Below are 19622 nucleotides of genomic sequence, written 5' to 3'. Positions count from 1 at the left end.
TACTAAAGTAACATTTTTTATGCCAATTTAGTACATTGTTTTATAAAGATTAACTTTTTAGTCAATGATATCAAAACCAGTGTATTTGCGAAGTACTTCTGGAATAACAATTCCTTCTGGAGTTTGATAATTTTCTAAAATTCCAGCCAAAACTCTTGGTAAAGCTAACGAACTTCCATTAAGTGTGTGAGCCAATTGGTTTTTTCCATCTTTATCTTTGAAGCGCAATTTTAATCGATTGGATTGAAACGTTTCAAAATTAGACACCGAACTAATTTCCAACCAACGTTCTTGTGCTGTTGAATATACTTCAAAATCATAAGTTAAAGCAGAAGCAAAACTCATATCGCCACCACATAAACGTAAAATTCTGTATGGTAATTTTAGTTCTTGAAGAATTGATTTTACATGTTCTACCATTCCATCTAGAGCTTTGTAAGAATTATCTGGATGTTCTACACGTACAATTTCAACTTTATCAAATTGATGCAAACGATTTAATCCTCGAACGTGAGCACCATACGAACCTGCTTCTCTTCTAAAACAAGGAGTATATCCTGTGTAAAGAACGGGTAGTTGACTTTCGGCCAATAATTCATCTCTAAATAAATTGGTTACTGGAACTTCGGCAGTTGGAATTAAGTATAAATCATCAATACCTACATGATACATTTGTCCTTCTTTATCAGGCAATTGACCTGTTCCATAACCAGAAGCTTCGTTTACCAAATGAGGCACTTGCATTTCGGTGTAACCTGCTTCTGTATTTTTATCTAAAAAATAAGTGATCAAAGCACGTTGTAATTTGGCACCTTTTCCTTTGTAAACCGGAAAACCTGCACCTGTTATTTTAACACCTAATTCAAAATCAATAATGTCATATTTCTTAGCTAAATCCCAATGAGGCATTGCTCCTTCATGTAATTTTGGAATTGCTCCTTCTTCAAAAACATTCAAATTTTCTTCAGGAGTTTTTCCTGCTGGAACAATATCTGCTGGAAGATTTGGTAATTTATATAGCTCTTCTTGCAATTTTGCTGTAACTTGATTTAGAGTTTCAGAAAGTTCTTTAGTTTGATCTTTAAATTGCGAAGTTTTTTCTTTTAGTAAAGTAGCTTTTGCTTTTTCTCCATTTTTCATCAATTCACCAATATCCTTAGAAATTTTATTGGATTCAGACAAGATAGTATCTAAGGATACTTGAGTTGCTCTTCGTTTTTCGTCTAAACTAATAACATCGTCAACAATTGATTTAGCATCCATGTTTTTCTTAGCCAAACGTGTAATTACCTCTTCCTTGTTTTCTCTAATAAATTGTATTTGTAACATAGTAATTGATTTAAGAATGCAAATGTATAAAAATGAATGCTTAGTTGATAATAATCGGTTAAAGTGTTTACAATAAATTGATGAAATTCATTAAAAATAAATCCATAAAAAAATAATTATTAAAAGTAATAGGAATAACTTACTTTTGTGGCTTATTAAATTTTTGAAAAAATGATTCAAATAGCACAAATATTATTTATATTATCCGTTTTAGTTATCCTTCATGAGTTTGGTCATTATTTGGCCGCCAAAGCTTTTAAAGTAAGAGTTGAAAAATTTTATCTTTTTATGGATGCAGGTTTTTCATTACTTAAGAAAAAGATTGGAGAAACCGAATGGGGAATTGGTTGGTTGCCTATTGGTGGTTATGTAAAACTTTCTGGTATGATTGACGAAAGTATGGATACCGAACAAATGGCACAAGAACCACAAGAATGGGAATTTAGAGCAAAACCAGCTTGGCAACGCTTAATTATTATGTTGGGCGGGATCATAGTAAATATTTTATTAGCATGGTTTATTTACACCATCATGTATGCTACTGTTGGTAAAAAAGTAGTTTCTACAGAAGAATTACAAAAAAATGGTTTGGCTTTTGGTGAAGTTGGACAAAGCGTGGGTTTTAAAAATGGTGATAAAATTGTAAGCATAGACGGTAAAAGTTATGACGATTTCAAATACATGACCATGGGCGTTTTGTTTGGAGATAAAGTACAATTAGAAAGAGACGGTAAAACTGTAGAGTTACTTTTGACTGATGAACAAAAAGGAGAAATCATCAAAAAAGAAGGTAGAGGATTTGCTCACGTTAGATATAATTTGAGTGATATGTATATAGATTCTGTTGGAGAAAACAATTCTGGGTTAATGCGTTTTGATGAATTGGTTGGTATTAATGGAGAAAAATTTACTTACTTAGATCAATTTGATGATGCCATAAAAAAATATGCTAATGATTCTGTTAGTTTAATTGTTAAAAGAAATAATGAAGAAATTATTTTAAAAACTAGAGGAGATTCATTAGGAATTGGAGGGTTGTATAAAAACATATTTCCTTCAAAAAATTACAAAATAAGTACTGCTTTTGTTAATTCTATTGAAGAAAACTCATTGGCCGAAAAAAATGACATTAAATTTAAAGATGTATTCACAAAAATTAATGGTCAAAACATTGAAACTAATAAAGATTTAAAACAAACTTTAGCCCAAAATAAAGGAAAAGAAATTGTTTTAACTGTTGTTCGAGATGGAAGTGAAAAGGATTTAAAAATCAATTTAAAGGATTCGAAAAGATTAGGTGTTGGTTTTGAAAACAATGAAGAAAAAGCCTATTCTGTAACTGAAAAATTTAGTTTAGGACAAGCATTTCCAGAAGCTGTTAAACAATCTTGGTTGTTGTTTGAATACAATGTACAAAGTATAAAATTAATTGCAAGACCAAAAACAGGTGCCTACACTCAAGTTCAAAGTCCAGTAGGAATTGCAAGAAGATTGCCAGACACTTGGGATTGGGAATTTATTTGGAATTTTACCGCATTGTTTTCTATCGGATTGGCTTTTATGAATTTATTACCAATTCCTGGTTTAGATGGTGGACATGCCCTATTTACCATTGTAGAAATGGTAACTGGAAAAACTTTAAGTGTAAAAGCTGCAGAAAGAGTGCAAACCTTTGGAATGATTATCTTATTGACATTGATGGCTTTAACTTTCGGAAAAGATATTTATCAATTAATTGCCGATAAATTATTTTAATTTTTATCAAAAAATATTTGTAGAAATAAAAATCTGTGTTATATTTGCACTCGCAAAAAGGGTATTTCTCTTTTTAAAATTGACAATTAAAAATTAAATATACAGTTTCCTCCTTAGCTCAGTTGGTTAGAGCATCTGACTGTTAATCAGAGGGTCCTTGGTTCGAGCCCAAGAGGGGGAGCTTTCTTAGACTCCTCGCCATTTTGGCGGGGAGTTTTTATTTTTAATAGCCTGAAAGGCTTGTGTTTACTAAGGATGAGGGAAATGAACTCATCGATAAAAGCGGTTCGATAACTGTTTTTTGAAAAAATCAGTTTTTCTGGAAATATCGAACCAATTACCTTTTTTTTAATATCAGAAGTGGAGTTTTTATACAGTTTGTCTATTCCGTGTAAAAATGAAATCCCAAGTTTTAAATACTCTTCTAAGTCTTTATCCATCGTTTTTAAGTTCTCGAGTTCAGATTTTAAATCATTTATGTTTTTTTGAGTCTTCCCTTTCAATGATTTATAACTTGATGCATCGATAAGATCATCTAAAAATTTATCTTCAATTGAATCCATTCTTGTATTTAGTTTTTCTAACTCAACCTTAATTTGCTTGATTCTTAATTCTCTGTTTTTCTTTTCTCCGCTGAACGTTTCATTTAGAATTTCTTTGTACAAAGTCATCACATCATCTTTTATTACAAACTCTGAAAGCATTTTTTCAAATATCGCATTCGCTTCTTCCGCTTTAAATCGTTCCTTACATTTTGGTTGGCAGTGGTAATAAAAATGTCTTACACCATTTCTTCCTTTTGATGCACTCCCTGTTAATGCTCTTCCACAAGATTGACATTGCAAGAAACCTCGTAAAGGCAAATGCTCATCTACCTCAGAGAATTTATGAACCTTTTGCTTTCCCTTCCCTGCCATAATTTTTTGTACCTCATAAAACGTTTGTTCATCAATTATAGGTTCATGCAATCCATCAACTATTAATTCATCTTCTTTCTTCCATTCTTTTATTACAATCTTGCCACAGTAAACAGGATTTTTTAGAAGATTAAGCATGCTTTGTTTGGTTATCTTTAATCCTCTATTGTAGTACTTCTTTCTTATGTCCTCTGCTGATAAAACCCCTTTTGAGTAGTCTATAAACGCACTTCTAATTAAAGGCGCTGTGTCGGGGTTTTTTATAATTGTGGACTTCCCGTTAGGGTTTCTAAAGTTTTTGTAACCAAAGGGAGCTATACCCACAAAACAGCCTTCCTTCATGGCTCTTCGAAGTCCTTCTTTGGTTCTAAGACTGTTTTTATCATTTTCTACCTCTGGAATGACCAAATACACCGCAAGCATCACTTTAGAATCGGGTTGTGATAAATCTAAAGGTTGTTCAATTGCATTTACTTCAATACCGAGGTTTTTAAATTCTCTAATTACTCTGTAGGCTTCTTCCTGATTTCTACTGAATCTATCCCATCGAGTAAAAAGTAAATAATCAATACTTTTCCTATTGGCTTTTACATAGGTTAACAATTCATTGAAGGCAGGTCTGTCGAAGTTCTTTGCTGAGAAGTCTTCTTTGAAATGATGTAAGATAGTTATACCTTTATGCTGACAATATAACTCTAATACGTTTTTTTGATGAGGCAAACTAAAGCCCTTGCTGGCTTGTTCATCAGTAGAAACTCGGGTATAAATTAAGGCGTTTGGCATTTTTTATTATTTAAATAACGTTCGTATTCTAATAGAGCATAAAAAAGTAGCTTAGATCTTATCGAAATAGGCTTATGTTGGGTTATATTTACTTTTTTTGTATTATTACTTGATTTTTTAAGCATATATATGTGCAAATATATGCTTTATAACACATTTATACAAATAAAAAGTGCTTTATATGTGCTTTTTAAACAAAAAAGAAGTACCTTTGGTAAAAATAATAGTAGAAATGAGTACAGCAAAAGAGATACTTTCTGAAAATTTAAAGTTAATACGAAAGCAAAAAAATATTAGCCAGCAGTTTATAGCCGAGCGTTGTGATATGTTGGCATCTACTTACAATAGGATTGAGAATATGAAAGTATCTCCTTCGATAGATACGATAGAAAAAATAGCCTTGGCAATAGAAGTTCCAATAGCTGAACTGTTTCAATCACAAAATATTTCGGATAAATCGTTAGTTCAAAAACTAGAAAAAATCAATAATCTATCTGAGTATAATCAAAATGTAGTAGGTATTCTACTAGATAGTATTATTGAGAAAGACAAGCTTGAACAAGATAAAGATCAAAAAATGAAAAGTAGGTTGGAGGAATTGGATTCATTGCGAAAATAATAAACTTATGAAAACAATTTTTACCAAAAACATATATGCTATTTTAGAGAACAATCTAATCTTAGCTCAAACGTTTGTTGTTTTCCTTTTTTTTGAATGCTACACGATTAATTTTTCAAAGGCATCTATTTTAATTTTACATTTGAATATCGAGGAATTTACACTAAAACCATTATTTGGATTTATTTACTTCGTTGTAATATGTAAAATAGTTTGGCTTTTAATTCTATTCATTAAAGTAACTTTATATTATTTTTTTGGTAATTTAATTATTTATAATCCTGATTTAAAGATTAATGGGAATATATCATTTACTGCTCTTCTAGTGATGGTTTTGTGTGTGTTTTATTGTATGAAAATTCAAGAAAATCCTTCACTGTCTCCATTTTATGACAAACATAATCCCCTTTTAAATAATCTTTTTTTATTCCCTTTTATTTTAGCAAGTGTTATTTCTTTAATCATTACTATTTTTTTAAATGTAGATTTTGCAAATTCAGAAAAGAAGTAGAAGTCTCATAGTTTAGATAAGAAAAACACTCAAGTAAAAATAATTTACTTGAGTGTTTTTTAACGATTTATCAAGCATATTGAAAATCTTGTTATCTTTTCTCAACCTTTCCGTCTAAAAAGCAAACCTTAAACTCATCTCCAATTTTTATAAATACATTTTGTCTCATTACAAATTTATCATTTCCTGATATTATTGGAATTGTAAGTTTATTTGTTAAAATAGTTTTGCCGTATTCTGGATTTAATTCATAACGATTTTCTTCAGATTCTAAATCTAATTTTACATTGTTCCAATCCACATAAACGCCGTCATCTTTATTTTTAAATTTATCCCATACTTTTGTTGGTCGTTGAAAAATTTTAGAAAGTTCGTAATGCTCATTAACATCATATTCATTAACATATAAATTAATAAATGATCTGTAATCGTTAGTTTTTATAGCTGCTAAAATTTTATTCTTAAGTAAATTTATGCGTTCCTCGTCTGTTTCTGGTTTCTTGTATCTTACAAATTCCCCAACATTAGAAATGAGTAAATTGCCATCTTCTGTTATAGCACAAGTACTATTAATCCCTTCCAAATTAACATTTAAAATGTCTCCTTGTTCTGTGCCTACAACTTTTCTATTGTGTAATTCAAAAATGTAATTGCTGCCATCTTTGGTTATATTCATAATAGTTTTATAATCATTAATGTTTACCCATTGACCCTCATAGTTAGTTTTATTGGAGGTACAACTAGTTAAAATAATGACTAACAATAAAAAGAAATTTTTCATTTTGCGAATAAATTAAATTAAACCTTACATTTAGTTACTGACCCACTCTTTTTCGTTTAGCTTTTATTTGTGAAGCAACTTGTTCCATTTCACGAGGATCAATTTGTTTAGATAAACTTTGCATTGCCTCTGCATAGTACTCTTCAAGAACTTTAGCCACTGGGTTATAAATACCTACATCAGACATTACAGCTTCATCTCCGACAGAAGATACAGGGCCTGTAAATTTCAATACACCATCAGTAGTTACAGGTTTTCTACTTAAATCAACTGTTTTCTTCCAAAACTTCTCCCCATCTATTGGGTCAGTTGCCGTAATAATAATTCTTCCTTTGTGATAAAAGGTTCCTGCTAATCGATACGCATCCTTATACATTAAAGCATCTCCAAAGGATAAGCTTCGTTTTCCAAAGTCGCCGTTTTCAGATAATATTTCAACTTGAATTTCTAAAGCAAAATCACTATTGAGTTTATCGGTATAAACCATCTCATCACGTGTTTTAAATGGACCTTTTATCTTAAATCCATTTGCATTGAGTGTTTCTTCAAAATCATCAGCCATATTACTTACAAAACTCTTGTAAGGTTCAACAAGTGTGTTTTTTTCTCCATCGGAAAACACAGGATCAATAATAGCAACAGTTAAGCTACTCTTGGAGATTTGCTTACGCTGTTCAGGCGTGTAAGTGAATTGTGGGTCGTACTTGGCAGGAGCAACTTGTTTAGTAGGAACACAACTAGTTGTCAAAACAAACACAAAGGACATGAAGGTAAAGAAGGATTTATTCATTTGTAAATTAATTTGTTGCCCCTAGGCTCAAAGGAGCGTTAATACTGAGCCTTTTATGGGTTCAAATATAAAAATTAATTTATAAATACTACTAATTAGTAGTAACTTATTAATGGTAACAAATTAATTTTAATTGAAATTACTTTGCGTATGGATAAAAACGACGCATACACCCAACAACAACTAAAAAATTTAGGCAATAGGTTGAAAAATTTAAGGATTTCTCGTGGATTCACAAACTATGAGCAATTTGCGTTTGAACATAATTTACCTCGTGCTCAATACGGAAGATATGAGCAAGGAAAAGATTTAAGGTTTAGTTCTTTAGTAAAGGTGCTTATAGCGTTGGATATTTCGTTGGAAGATTTTTTTAAGGAGGGCTTTGATAATTCAAATAAAATTCAATTATAAAGACTAAAAGATGAACTACTTAAAAAAAGTGGTAATAATTAGTTATAGTTATTAGAAATTTCGTAATTTTATTTAAATAAAATTATTTAACATGGGATGGTCAAAATGGTTTAGCGTAGGTGGTGGAGAATCTGAAAAAAGAAAAAGTTCAAATGAAAGCTACGGCTCAAGAAAAGAAACTTTAAGAACGAATTCTGGAAGTAAGTCAGATCATCAGCATTCTTGGATGAAGTTTGATAAATCGGGTAAACTATTTGGAGGTGGTTCTACCCCTGGCAAAAAGAAATAGAAAATTATAACTGCTTTATCAATTGCTCCAATGTATCATATCTATCTCGTTCTATTCCCTCTAAGATTAGACATGATTCAATTGCCAAATCACAATGTGAAGAAGGAAGATTTGGAATTTCTGATAATATCATAAAATACTCTTGTGCTTCATCAATATTTACAGTTGCCAATTTTTCTCCTAGTTTAAACAATTTTATTATTCTGTCATGAGAAATGTCATTCTCTTTTACTGCCTTAAATATTTCATTATAATTTACATTAGCACAGATTTCTTCTTCGGTTATTGTATTTTTTAAATTGACCAGAAATTCATTATAGTAGCTCATAAACCTATTATATCATTTATACACATAAATTTATAACAAATAAATCTTAGAAATCAAAAGAGCATGGATCCCAAAGAAGTTTTAAAGAAATACGCAGAAATTAGATTTGATAAAAATTTTTCAAAAGTAGAGAAACTATATAATCATGATTTAAGCTACATGAGTTCTCTAACTTTTATAAAGTTCGAAATTCTTAATTGCTTAATTCTAGAATTTAATAATGCAAGTATAACTTTGACAAATCACTTTGTAGAAAGAATGTTGAAACTTTCATTAATATTACTTGAAACTAAAAACATAACACTTTCTGAACCTGACAAATATTCGAAGAAAGTTAATCATTTACATCAACAATATGATCATCTTTATCTTCATGAAACCTTAAATCATAACAAGAAAAAAAAACTTATTTCTGAAGAAGAATATAAATTCTTGAGCAACGATGGTAAAATGTTTCGAGATTCATACAGTCATGCTCAAATCGGAAAAATTAATATTAAGCAACCTAATAACTTTTCGGGACAAATGTTTAGCATCTCCGATGTTAAGAAAAAACTAACTAAAGGAGAATCAAATTTCACCACAAGAAAAATAGAAATTCCAAGTATTTCACCATCTGTTGCTCAACTTTACCAAAATATTTCTGCTGAAAAAAATGCATTAATATATTTTACGAAAGTTTACGAGATTCTTATTAATATCGAAAAACGACTTGAAGAAATCTAACCTGATTACAACACAAGCTTTAAAATATTGCTAAGTATGATGTCTAATATAATCCTAAAATTAAAGCTTAAATAAAATATATAACTGAAAAAAAATAGTTATTCAATACTAAGTTTCACTTTTTTTAATAAGCCTTTTTTATCTCTTATTACTAAATGTGAATTTAAAATTAATCCATTTTTTTTCATTTTCTTAAATTGCTTCTCAGATACCTTTATTTTTAAATCTTTTTCTATTAAATCTTTTTCTTCCTTTTCAGATACTGGTTTAATATTGAGCCAAGCAAAAACACTAATGACTAAGCTTAATACATCAATAAAATCACCTTTTTTCTTTTGTTCTACTTCTCTCTCTTTTTCAAAGTATTGAGCATTTTTAATTAATTGTTTTTTTAATTGTAAACTATCAGATTCATCATTTTCTATTAATAAATGTAATAGAATTTTAATATAATCAAAAGCATCTTCGTTTTCAATTATAAAATCAAAATGATTATTATCATTATTTAATTTTTTATTTACCCAATTTAAAATAGTGATAGACTGTTGTTTGGATAGTTTATCTATAATATTATGTATCATTTTTTTTATGTATATAATGACCAACTTGAAATATCTCTTCTAAAACTCTCATTTTTATGAAAATCATTTAAAGTGCTGCGAAAAGCTTCTTGTACACTTTTTTGATCTGATAATAAATTTTTATAAAAAATATTTAAAATATTTGCCGTATTATTAACATCAACTTCTAATTTTGAAGCTAATACTGCTCTTGAACCAGCAGCCAAAAAGGCATATGCTAAACCAAGCATAGGAGTGCCTTTTAAAATATTCCCGCTAGCTGTATTACATCCCGACAAAACTACTAAATCTACATTAGATAAATCTAAACTTAATATATCATTATAAGTTAATAAAGAAGTAGTTTTGTCATTATTGGAGGGCTCTAATATTAAACAGGTAGTTTCATATGGCAATTCATCCATAAATTTACCATGAACCGAAATATGAATAATATTTGGTTGATTTAACGACAAATACTTTTTAAAGTTTTCAAATGTTGCATTTTGTTCAAAAAGAGATGTAAAATTAAGTTCCCTTTCTTTACACAATTTTTCAATAGTATGTCTTTCAAGAATCGTCTCTTCTAATCCTGAAAAATTAGGAAGTTCGTTAATCTCTGAAAGTATTAAAAATTTGGTTTTATTATCTACAAAAATATCATCTCTTTCTTTATTTAGAATAATCGTCAATTTACTACTTACTCCTAACGGTTTTGAATCGTCAACTTGTAACATTTCAAAAGGGATATTGTATAATGATCCATCCAACAATAATTGCTGATGCTCAATTTTAATAGCTCCTAATCCAAAGAATAAGTTATTAATTTTTTGAGAAACTTCATCATCTGAAATAAGTAAATTATATAAGTTTTCATTATAAACTTTTATTGAAGATAATAATGTTACATTATCAAATTCCCATCGTAATTCATTTTTAGCTTCTTCTAATACATCACTAATCCCCTTAAAATCTTTAATTTCCCAACTAAATTTTTGAGAGCTATTTACATTGTAGTTTAGTTTCAATATTAAATGTTCGTTATCTCTCTTAGTGAAAATATGATAAGCAATAGTGTCAAAAACAGGAAGTGAAATTAAATTAAATGATGAAGTCTCTCTCAATTCAGGGATTGATAATTTCCGAATTTCAAAAATTGTATCTTCTATTTTTTGTTTTGAATTGTTGTCTTTAAAGAAATACAAATTAGCTAAATATGTTCTCAATTCATTATTAAGTTGAATGAATTGTTTATTATTTATGATATTTTGCTTTTGAAATTTCCATAAAATAATATTATTTTTAAAATACAGAATGCTATACAGAACATGATATAAAAAATCTGGATCAGAAGATTTATCAATACTTTCCAATACACATCTTACACATTCTTCAACCTGTTCTTGAATAAAAAATAATGCACTCTTCGTGCCATTATTTTCATAATATTCAATTACAGCGTTATCTAATTTCTTTTTTACATACTTTAATATTTCTTGATTTAATGAAGTATCATTATAAATATTTAAGTTAATTGCTCTTAAATACTCGCGATACCAATAATTTTGCTCTTCAACAGAAGTTATTTTCTGATTGAAATACTCATTCTCTAGAAGGGAAAAATATTCTTTTATAGAAGAAATATCATTTAAGCTAAATTTTAGCTTAGCTTGAAATAGCCTAAATAGATATATGTTTTCTTCATTTAGTTCTTCATATTTTTTTTCAATACCTATCAAAACTTGTTCTAAAGTATGTATGTCTGGATCAATTATTCGTAAATCATTTAATTGTAACCCTACATTCAAATTTACATCATCATCCAATTCATATTTGTCAGAAAAAAATTTTAAATTATTGCTGTGTATTTCTAAAAAATTTTCCAGATTATCAGAGTTCATTACATCATTTTCAATTATTGAATTAAAAAAATCTAATATTGGTGTTTGAACTCTTTTTAGCTTTTCTATTATTTTATTATACTCATTAGGTGAAAATTCGTATTCTCCAATCGCTACACTTAAATTAGATGATAGTAAATACTTTAATTCTTCCGATAAACTAATATTTTCATTAATATGGAGAAAAGCAGAAGGACTATTTAATATATTTATTTGAAAATCTATTAGCTCAATTTTGCTTCCTATCTTATTGTAAACATCTTCAATGTTTGATATTACAATCTCAATATTTTTTACTTCATTATCCCAGTATTTAGCGGATTCTTTATATATTTCAATAGCTTTATCTTTCTCCCAAGCGCTAATATATAATTCGCCTAGATTATTTCTAATTACTCTATTAAGTAGATTGAGGTGATTTTTATTTGTGTTTGGGTTTATTAAACTTAAATTAACATCAGTTGCTTGATTAGCAATATATTCATAAAGCTTAATTAAAACATCTATATCTCCTTCTATTAAATAACTATCTTTATACAGTGAAGCTAGTTTGTAAATTAATGGAAATGCCATCTCATATTCATCAGAATAATGAAGTATTTGATTTATCATTAGTGCTAGGTGCGCTAGACTTTCTCTGTCATTATTATCAGAAGTTAAATAATCTAATCTTTCTTCCAAATTACCAAAAATTCGTTTAGCTTCTTCCTTCCCGTACTCATTTATCAATTCAAAAACTAGTTCTTTAGACATGAATTTCAATAACTCTTCACTAAACCCATGTTCTATATCGAGAAAAGTTTTCTCTCTAGGGTTAATTCTTTTTAATATTTCATAAGAAAGAGCAACACTATTTCCATCATTATATGCTTCCAATAAGTCTTCATTACTTATAGATTCTTCTTCAAGAAAAAAGGTTAAATCATCAAAATTATTTTCTATCAATTGAATATGCTTATCAACTAAATACAATATTTTAAATCTATTTGGTATTTCATCTTCTTTTAGTTTAGTATCAAGAAACTCTTTTACAGATGCAATCCCTTTATTTACATAAAAGCTATAATCTTCTAAATCAGTAATACCTGAAGACAAAACCAACCTGTGTCTTTCAATATATTTTTCAGAAATCTCATTCTGTATAAAGAAAAAAAGTTTTAATTTTTGTCTTAGATTATCATCTAAATATGTTTGAGAATCAAAAAAATAGTTCACAGAATTATTCTTTTCAGCTTCAAGAAACTCATATGAATTATTAATGTATCTATAAATCACACTAAATCCATTAGAAAGTAAATTACTTATTTCATTTATTTGCTTTTTTCTATTCATCTGTGATTTCTATATTAAAGATGTAAATAACAATAGTCTATTTAAAATTCTATGTTACTTACCAAAAATAATAAAAATTACTTTTTATCAGATTAAAATAAATAATTTTTCGCCTAAAGGACATTTTTTTCATTTGTCCTAAGTCGCTTTTCTTTTAGTACAAATGAAATTGGCTGCCGATGTCTCAAGTCGAAGAATCTTTTAAGACATCGTCAGGCAAGATTGCATTTGCTCAGTTCTAATGAACTTCCCAAATGCATCTTGGCAATAGGGATTCCCTATTTGCATTTACCCTTTGGACAAAAAAAGAAGACAGAAGAAAAACTAATTCCTTCTGTCTTGTTCTTTTGTAATTGTTTTTAAATTAGAGTTATCGCTCTATATCTTGGTCTTTGGATTTGTCTGATTTTTTAGGAAGCTTTCTGTCTTGAGAGGCTTCTTTATCATCTTTTAAGGCTTTATACCAATCATCAAACTCTAAATCTGTTTTTTCAAAGAATGCTCCTGAAGCTACAAAATTTAAATCTTGAAAATAGGCTCGTGCAACCACAAATAGATTTTCGTCTTTTAGTGTTAACAGATATGCAGGAGAACTTTTGGCTTTAAGATAATGTTCTTCTCCTAAAGAAATAACCCAATTTTTAAATCCCTCATAGGCATGTTCGTTATCACCATAGTTCATCATATAGGCTACATCCCGCATCATATGAGAATCTAGTTGTTCCCTTAAATGAAGCATTCGATTGTGAAATCCTGCAATTTGTTCAACAGGTAAATCAGTTAAGATTTCCATAAGGCAATCGCCCTGCTCGTTCTTATCTTCGCTTGGTTTTTGCTCTATACTCTGGGCTATATATTTCCAAAATTGTTTTTCTGTGATCATATTATTCGGTATTAGTTTAGTTTATAGTATACCATACTATTGCTCCAACTCATTCTCTAAATTCAACTTTTTCTTCGGTAACTCTCTGTGCCTTGTTATTCTCTTTTCATGGGTGATTTTTAAGTCTTGATCCCTTTTTTGAATTTGCTCCTGTGATAGCTCAAGTAATCTATCTCTGCTTTGCTCTAGCATTTGCATCCGAGTTTTGTGAAGCAGAGATAAATCTTTAAGGAGTTCTTCTTTAGAATTTATATGATCAAAGTTATTTAGTTTTATTCTCTCGTTCTTATCGGTATATGGATTGTAGGTCACAAGGCTATCACCTTCTATTTTATATCCTGTAAACTCATTAATCATCGATAGAATGGCTTTATTTCTCAAAGGATGACCAAATTTGGTAAGTTCAAAGTATTGTTCGATGGAACTAAATCCATACTCTTGTCGTAAGAAATACGATAAATTTGTTGTTTTTATTTTTGCTCTCATAATTATAATTCTCGTTCGTTAGTAATATTTTTTTGCATGCGCGAAGCGATTATTTTGTTTAATTCTTGTTGTCGTAGGTTTCTACTCAAATTCAAAGTTTGTATTCTTTCCAATGAAAAACCAAGTGATTTTAATCTATATTTCCGTTTTGCGATAATTCCAGGCTGCTTATTTCTAAAATACAATTCCAAACCAAAGTCTTTTAACTTGTCATAAAAATCAATTTCAGATTTTGCTTTGGAAAAAGCGGTATCTAAAATCAATTTTAACTCTTGTTTTTCAGATAATTTACCTTTTAGATTGAGTTGGAATTCGGCATCCTTATGAAGTGATTGGTCTTTTTTTTTGAGTGATCAATTCGACTGTGTTGCAACCCCAATTCCCTGTCTTGCCATTGCTCCATAGCTAACTTAATATTTTTAAATTGTTTTTTAGTAAGATAGTTTGTGGTGTGAATACCGTATTCTACGTTTGAGCCAATAAGGTGTATGTGCTGGTGCTCTTTATCACTATGATTAGTAGCCACAACAATACTATTTGGAAAGCGAAGCTTAGTGAATTGTTTCACTACAGACAAAAGTTGCTCGTTTGTGAGTCTATCTAATTTAGAAAAACTAATAATGGAGTGATAGAACTTTGTTTCGCTAATTCGTTTATGCAAACGCTGTTTGTCGTTAATGATGAATTGTTTTCGCATCTCTTGTAAGCGATTTTCCATTACTAATGAATAAACTTCAGTATCATTCTTAACAAGTACCAATTGCTTTTCAAAGGCTCTATCACCCTGAACAAACTTTTTGAAAACGAAATTTTCATTGTCTGCATTTTTAGATAAAATATAACGAAGTGTCTTCTCTAATACTATGTATGACTTGATTGATTTTTCCTTTATTATCATTGCGTTATGTTGTTAAAAGTTTGCGTGAATTGTTTTTCTAGTTCTTCAATCCGTTCTAAAACTTCTTCAGTAAGCGTAGCATTGTTCGTATCAATCAGTTCTTCCAAAAGATGAATAACATTCATTAAGTTAAGGTTTATTAGTCCGAGAGTTTCTTTGTCCATTATGCCATTTTGATTAGATTCTAATGCCATTTCAATACAATCGTAAAGAAATTGTGCAAGTGCTTGATTTCCCTTTTTTGCATTGATTTTTTCAATACTCTTTTTATCAAATCGAAGCGTTACCTCCTTAAATTTCTGTCGATAGTTTTTTCGATAGTGATAAAAATACTCTTTCCAATACTGCTTTTTTAATTCAATAACCTGTTCATTACTTGGGTTGTTTATTCCCTTTAAATTATCATCTAAAAACTCATAAAGTGAATTATATTTTCTTTTTCCCATTGGCTATTCCCGTTCTAAAGATTGTTCATCAGTTTTGGATTTATATAACTCGGATAATCGCTGATTTTTTTGCATTAAATCATTGAAAGTAATCTCACTAAAATTAATGTCTCTTTCTATTTTTAAACCAAAGGGCAGATTAATGGATTCTAACTCAGCTATGGAGAAAGAACCCCATTCATCCACAAACATTCCAGTAACGTAGCCAAAAGCTATTTTTGTTTCAGGCTCATACTCCGAAGCATACCAAGTTTGAGAACCTGCGGGGTTAAAAAACTTGGCTATAAATATCGGATTTTCAATCTCTGATTGATCCCCCACTTTTTCAAATCTTTTTTCTAGTTCTTTAGTAATTAATTTCATTGTAAGTTAGTCGTTAAGTTGTTGAATTTTTTGTTGGTAAGGTTCTAAATCTATATAGGAAATAGAGTAATCATTTTGCTCTTGAAGTAATTCCTCCTGCTCAAGTTTCATTTCAAGTTTCTTTCGTAAACTTCTCTGCTTATAGGCAGGAGTTACTCTTACCATTAATGGCTTTTGACCACTTGGAAAAACGAGTATCTCATTATCCATTTCACGTATTTGATTTGCATACAGAAGTGGCCGCTGCTTTTGTTGATTGGTTTCTTTATCGGTATAGGTGTAATTCCCTAATAGCTTTTCTAACTCAAAAGCTTTCTTATCTTGACCTCCGTAATAAATTTTCACAAAACAATTTCCTAAAATATTATCCTTTAGCTCTTTGTATGGAGACAACAAAGATTCATCTTGCAGAACGATACACTGTGGAATTTTGAATTTTCTACTATTACTTATGATGTTACTATAATCAGGTAAACCCGCTATAAGGGTAGAGAATTCATCAAGTACCATCATTATATCCAAGTCATCTTCTTTTGGTAAACTTGCAAAAGCAAAACGGTAGAAACTCTGAAACACTAAAGAGACCATTGGAGCATAGAAATTAGCATCACTCACAGGATATTGAATAAATAAAACGGTTTGTTTTTTTCTAAACTCATCAAATGAAAAGCTTGTTTGAGATGTAATCTCTGAAAGTGTAGGATTATCTCCCAGCCAAGACAAAGCTGAGAGTGCCGTTGCTGTTATGGATTTGAGTGTCTTCTCTGAATTCCCTGCTAGTGCCTTGAACTTTGTCCAAACGGCTTCCGATGCTTTGTCCGCAAAAAGTTTTTCAACTACTTCTGGATTCCCTTGATAATCTAATATCAGTTTGTAGACATTAGAAAGGTTAGCAGTTTGTTGCGATTCTAAATCTAAAACAAACTCGATAAATAAACTCAAGCAATCCTCAGCAGAAAGAGAAAAGAAATCATTTTCTTTACTACTGTTTGACATCAAAGTTTTAGATATTTTACGAATTTTAGAAACATCACCCTTGCAACCATCTAGTGGATTAAGGTAAACCCCTGTTTTATTTGATAAATTCAATACCATCGTACTAACTCCCTTTGAATTAAGATAGGGAATGCAATTGGATAGCTCTCCACTATTATCATTAATAACCAATGAAGAAGTAGCGTTTAGAATGGTTGGGAATATCTGAACTTGTGACTTCCCTCTTCCAGAGCCAGCTACAACTAGTATATTTCTTCTACTTGTTGACATATCCAAGAACCGCTTACCATCCACACACCAACCTTTATTGCTTGTAGAGATCAATTTGGAAGAATCACCAAAACTTGCATTGGCTGTGTGGTCTTTCTTTGAAAAACTATCAATCCCTTCAATCAAAAAATCAAAAAAGGAAGATAATACATCACTAAAAAAATCAATTATTTCTTTCATATTTATAAGTCGTTATTAAGTTTTACAATATTTTTTCGAGTAGTTTTCGAGTAAATCCGCTCACTATTTCTATAAGTCTGCATGTGAAATAGAGTGCTAATAGTGTAATTTTCCAAAGCCCTTTTAGAAGACTTCCGATTGCTGAAATGAATATTTTCCCTTTAGTATTACTCATAGTTAATATTTTATTTGATTATCAATTCCTACTTTGATTATTAATCCTGATGCTTTGAATAATTCTCTATACAGCTCAAGATTGAACTTGAAGTCGTTATTCTGCTCCTGCGTTTTTGGATAGTAGATGATATAAAGCTTAGTATCCTGTAGCCTTGGAATTTCAATTTTTGTATTAATCTCAACTGCCATTTTCTGGGGATTGGCATTTTTTAGATTGCTTATTTCATATGAATTATAAACCTGTGAAAATTCAGCTAAATCGGAATATAGTACCAAAACTCTGCTTCCCTTATGCTCTTGAAGAGCTTTTAAATTCTCAATAAGTGGAAACAGAATACTGGACTTTTGAAATGAATAATTTTTGCTATTTTCTTTTTCAATTAAACCTGCTATGGCTTTATAAAATTCAGTAACATCCGATTTTCTTTGGAAACTATTATCTAGTAATGATCCTTCTTTAATTTCAATACTTTGAACTGGATTAAAATCAGTATTGCCTATATTTTGAAACTTCAATACAACTCCATTATTTGGCTTATCTTCCAAATCAAACAAAGTTTGAATTACCTTATAATTTGGTTTCGGAATATCCACGTCGGTACGGTCAGCTAAAATAGTTATAGAGGTGGTGCTTGTTTGGGCATCTTTACAAGAGCCTAACAGCAGAAACAAGGTGATAGTGATTATTTTTCTCATAATTCAAATTGGGTTTTATCGATAGTTTGGTAGTTCAATTCTAATGGAAGTAAATCATGTTGTTGATTTCCCGAAAACAAGACCGCACATTTTGAGTTGGTGCGTAAATACAGTTCACCTTTAAACTCTTCAAAACACCCTTCATATCTATTTTTTACATCGATCTCTAATTGTTGGGCTAGAAGTAAAAAATTATAATGCTCAGTTAATTTCTTTTGAAGTTCTGGTATTTGGCTGTTTTTCTGCCCAATGAGCAATTCCCTCTCTTTATTGAATTTTGCTATTTCGTTTAAATCTCTTTTATTCTTTTTATAGGCATTAATTTCTTCTTTGCTTGGTCTGTAGTTATGTACCAAGTAACAGGCAATTAAGTAACCAAAGAAATTAATCAGCGTTGGTGTTAAAGGATTTGAGACAAAAACCTTAGCCATTTCAGGATTGCTGATTATTAGAGAAGAAATCCTCATTTGTGAGAATAGATAAAATAAAACAACTACAGGTGTAGCAAATAAAATAAAAAGAAGTACCTTTTTCTTTGGATTCTCGCCTCCATATTTCACTACATATTTTGGTGTAAGATGTCCCCACCAGAAAATGGCAATTGCAGAAATCAAAGAGATTGAAACCGCTGCTATAACTCCACCTCCTAATAATTGATACACACTGTAATTTGCAATTAATTCAAACCCAGCTAGAAAATATAAAACCAAAACTTTTTGGTAAAGCCATCCCTCCACTTTTGACCTGAGTCTTTCTGATGATTCATCTACCTTTGCTTTTAAAACAACAAGAATGTTTTCTACTTCTTTTATTTTTCTGTTCAAGTCAGCAATTACCTCTTTTGCATTTTGAATATCTTGTGAGGATTGAAACTCACTTAATGCTCCTGCAAGAGTTTGATCAATTCTTGCGATAAATCTTTGGTAATCAGATTTCATTAACCCAAGAAAATCTTTAATTTTTGCTTCCTTGGAAAAATTTTTAAAGTCCATTGAAGCAATACGCTGAGCTGTCTTTTGGTGTTTGTTTACCATAACAGCATCTTGAGTTTCAATATAGTTGATTAATTCGCTATTAATTAATCGGTAGTGTTTGGGCTCTGTATTTTTTTTAAATAAGTTTTTCATATTAATTTGTATTAAGTTAATAAATTAGCACCTCGGGAAAACTCGAAGTGCTTTGTTAAAGGTTTATT

At 29.9% G+C, this 19622-nt stretch carries 22 protein-coding genes and 1 tRNA gene; 7 read left to right on the top strand and 16 right to left on the bottom strand.

The window, feature by feature from the left end:
• Positions 1 to 57: 57 nt before the first annotated feature.
• On the bottom strand, positions 58 to 1329 hold the full coding sequence (gene serS, locus ACTF56_RS01490) for a serine--tRNA ligase (RefSeq protein ID WP_438965133.1): 1272 nt from the start codon (positions 1327 to 1329) through the stop codon (positions 58 to 60).
• Positions 1330 to 1500: 171 nt separating this feature from the next.
• Between serS and ACTF56_RS01485 the strand changes: the two genes are divergently transcribed.
• Both ACTF56_RS01485 and ACTF56_RS01480 read left to right on the top strand, forming a co-directional pair.
• Positions 1501 to 3084 carry a site-2 protease family protein gene (locus tag ACTF56_RS01485; RefSeq protein WP_438965132.1) on the top strand — a complete coding sequence of 528 codons (1584 nt, stop codon included), beginning with the start codon at positions 1501 to 1503 and terminating at the stop codon, positions 3082 to 3084.
• Between the two features lie 107 nt (positions 3085 to 3191).
• Positions 3192 to 3265 (top strand) — tRNA-Asn (locus ACTF56_RS01480).
• On the opposite strand, the gene ACTF56_RS01475 is transcribed toward ACTF56_RS01480, so the two are convergent.
• Positions 3231 to 4784: a recombinase family protein gene (locus ACTF56_RS01475; RefSeq protein WP_438965131.1), complete on the bottom strand. Its 1554-nt coding sequence runs from the start codon at positions 4782 to 4784 to the stop codon at positions 3231 to 3233. The two genes, ACTF56_RS01480 and ACTF56_RS01475, sit on opposite strands and share 35 nt — an antisense overlap.
• Positions 4785 to 4965: 181 nt before the next feature.
• On the opposite strand from ACTF56_RS01475, the gene ACTF56_RS01470 reads away from it, so the two are divergent.
• Together ACTF56_RS01470 and ACTF56_RS01465 are read left to right on the top strand one after the other, a co-directional pair.
• The gene (locus ACTF56_RS01470) at positions 4966 to 5403 is read left to right on the top strand and encodes a helix-turn-helix domain-containing protein (protein WP_438965130.1); all 438 of its coding nucleotides are present in this window, start codon (positions 4966 to 4968) and stop codon (positions 5401 to 5403) included.
• 7 nt (positions 5404 to 5410) lie between these two features.
• Positions 5411 to 5914, top strand: a complete 504-nt coding sequence (locus tag ACTF56_RS01465; protein ID WP_438965129.1) for a hypothetical protein — start codon at positions 5411 to 5413, stop codon at positions 5912 to 5914.
• A 91-nt stretch (positions 5915 to 6005) separates the two neighbouring features.
• Here the strand turns inward: ACTF56_RS01465 and ACTF56_RS01460 are convergent, their stop codons facing one another.
• Entirely contained in the window at positions 6006 to 6695 is a 690-nt protein-coding gene (locus ACTF56_RS01460; RefSeq protein ID WP_438965128.1) for a hypothetical protein, read from the bottom strand.
• A 34-nt stretch (positions 6696 to 6729) separates the two neighbouring features.
• Complete coding sequence (locus ACTF56_RS01455; protein ID WP_438965127.1) at positions 6730 to 7461, bottom strand: hypothetical protein; 732 nt, start codon at positions 7459 to 7461, stop codon at positions 6730 to 6732.
• 174 nt (positions 7462 to 7635) lie between these two features.
• On the opposite strand from ACTF56_RS01455, the gene ACTF56_RS01450 reads away from it, so the two are divergent.
• Both ACTF56_RS01450 and ACTF56_RS01445 read left to right on the top strand, forming a co-directional pair.
• Positions 7636 to 7896, top strand: coding sequence for a helix-turn-helix domain-containing protein (locus tag ACTF56_RS01450; protein ID WP_438965126.1), 261 nt, complete (start codon positions 7636 to 7638; stop codon positions 7894 to 7896).
• Between the two features lie 91 nt (positions 7897 to 7987).
• Positions 7988 to 8185, top strand: coding sequence for a hypothetical protein (locus tag ACTF56_RS01445; RefSeq protein ID WP_438965125.1), 198 nt, complete (start codon positions 7988 to 7990; stop codon positions 8183 to 8185).
• A gap of 4 nt (positions 8186 to 8189) precedes the next feature.
• Here the strand turns inward: ACTF56_RS01445 and ACTF56_RS01440 are convergent, their stop codons facing one another.
• Positions 8190 to 8513 carry a hypothetical protein gene (locus ACTF56_RS01440; protein WP_438965124.1) on the bottom strand — a complete coding sequence of 108 codons (324 nt, stop codon included), beginning with the start codon at positions 8511 to 8513 and terminating at the stop codon, positions 8190 to 8192.
• A 63-nt stretch (positions 8514 to 8576) separates the two neighbouring features.
• On the opposite strand from ACTF56_RS01440, the gene ACTF56_RS01435 reads away from it, so the two are divergent.
• Positions 8577 to 9239, top strand: coding sequence for a hypothetical protein (locus tag ACTF56_RS01435; protein ID WP_438965123.1), 663 nt, complete (start codon positions 8577 to 8579; stop codon positions 9237 to 9239).
• A 98-nt stretch (positions 9240 to 9337) separates the two neighbouring features.
• Here ACTF56_RS01435 and ACTF56_RS01430 read toward each other — a convergent pair whose 3' ends face one another.
• From ACTF56_RS01430 to ACTF56_RS01380, 11 genes are all read right to left on the bottom strand, one after another.
• Complete coding sequence (locus ACTF56_RS01430) at positions 9338 to 9820, bottom strand: hypothetical protein (protein WP_438965122.1); 483 nt, start codon at positions 9818 to 9820, stop codon at positions 9338 to 9340.
• 5 nt (positions 9821 to 9825) lie between these two features.
• Positions 9826 to 13032 (bottom strand): CHAT domain-containing protein, encoded by a 3207-nt coding sequence (locus ACTF56_RS01425; protein WP_438965121.1) that lies wholly within the window; start codon positions 13030 to 13032, stop codon positions 9826 to 9828.
• A gap of 370 nt (positions 13033 to 13402) precedes the next feature.
• The gene (locus ACTF56_RS01420) at positions 13403 to 13915 is read right to left on the bottom strand and encodes a DUF4240 domain-containing protein (RefSeq protein WP_438965120.1); all 513 of its coding nucleotides are present in this window, start codon (positions 13913 to 13915) and stop codon (positions 13403 to 13405) included.
• Between the two features lie 36 nt (positions 13916 to 13951).
• The gene (locus ACTF56_RS01415; protein ID WP_438965119.1) at positions 13952 to 14401 is read right to left on the bottom strand and encodes a hypothetical protein; all 450 of its coding nucleotides are present in this window, start codon (positions 14399 to 14401) and stop codon (positions 13952 to 13954) included.
• 2 nt (positions 14402 to 14403) lie between these two features.
• Entirely contained in the window at positions 14404 to 14664 is a 261-nt protein-coding gene (locus ACTF56_RS01410; RefSeq protein ID WP_438965118.1) for a hypothetical protein, read from the bottom strand.
• Positions 14665 to 14696: 32 nt separating this feature from the next.
• The gene (locus ACTF56_RS01405; protein ID WP_438965117.1) at positions 14697 to 15299 is read right to left on the bottom strand and encodes a relaxase/mobilization nuclease domain-containing protein; all 603 of its coding nucleotides are present in this window, start codon (positions 15297 to 15299) and stop codon (positions 14697 to 14699) included.
• Complete coding sequence (locus tag ACTF56_RS01400) at positions 15296 to 15745, bottom strand: hypothetical protein (RefSeq protein ID WP_438965116.1); 450 nt, start codon at positions 15743 to 15745, stop codon at positions 15296 to 15298. Before ACTF56_RS01400 ends, ACTF56_RS01405 begins: the two co-directional genes overlap by 4 nt.
• A gap of 3 nt (positions 15746 to 15748) precedes the next feature.
• Positions 15749 to 16108 (bottom strand): DUF2958 domain-containing protein, encoded by a 360-nt coding sequence (locus ACTF56_RS01395; protein ID WP_438965115.1) that lies wholly within the window; start codon positions 16106 to 16108, stop codon positions 15749 to 15751.
• Between the two features lie 6 nt (positions 16109 to 16114).
• Positions 16115 to 17554, bottom strand: a complete 1440-nt coding sequence (locus ACTF56_RS01390; RefSeq protein ID WP_438965114.1) for a type IV secretory system conjugative DNA transfer family protein — start codon at positions 17552 to 17554, stop codon at positions 16115 to 16117.
• A 177-nt stretch (positions 17555 to 17731) separates the two neighbouring features.
• Complete coding sequence (locus ACTF56_RS01385; RefSeq protein ID WP_438965113.1) at positions 17732 to 18427, bottom strand: hypothetical protein; 696 nt, start codon at positions 18425 to 18427, stop codon at positions 17732 to 17734.
• Positions 18424 to 19554, bottom strand: a complete 1131-nt coding sequence (locus ACTF56_RS01380; RefSeq protein WP_438965112.1) for a hypothetical protein — start codon at positions 19552 to 19554, stop codon at positions 18424 to 18426. Before ACTF56_RS01380 ends, ACTF56_RS01385 begins: the two co-directional genes overlap by 4 nt.
• Positions 19555 to 19622: the final 68 nt, after the last annotated feature.

It is taken from the genome of Flavobacterium sp., from assembly GCF_965657075.1.
GTDB lineage: Bacteria > Bacteroidota > Bacteroidia > Flavobacteriales > Flavobacteriaceae > Flavobacterium.
Note: the sequence above shows the minus strand (reverse complement) of the source record. Positions and strands in the feature narration are given on the sequence as shown.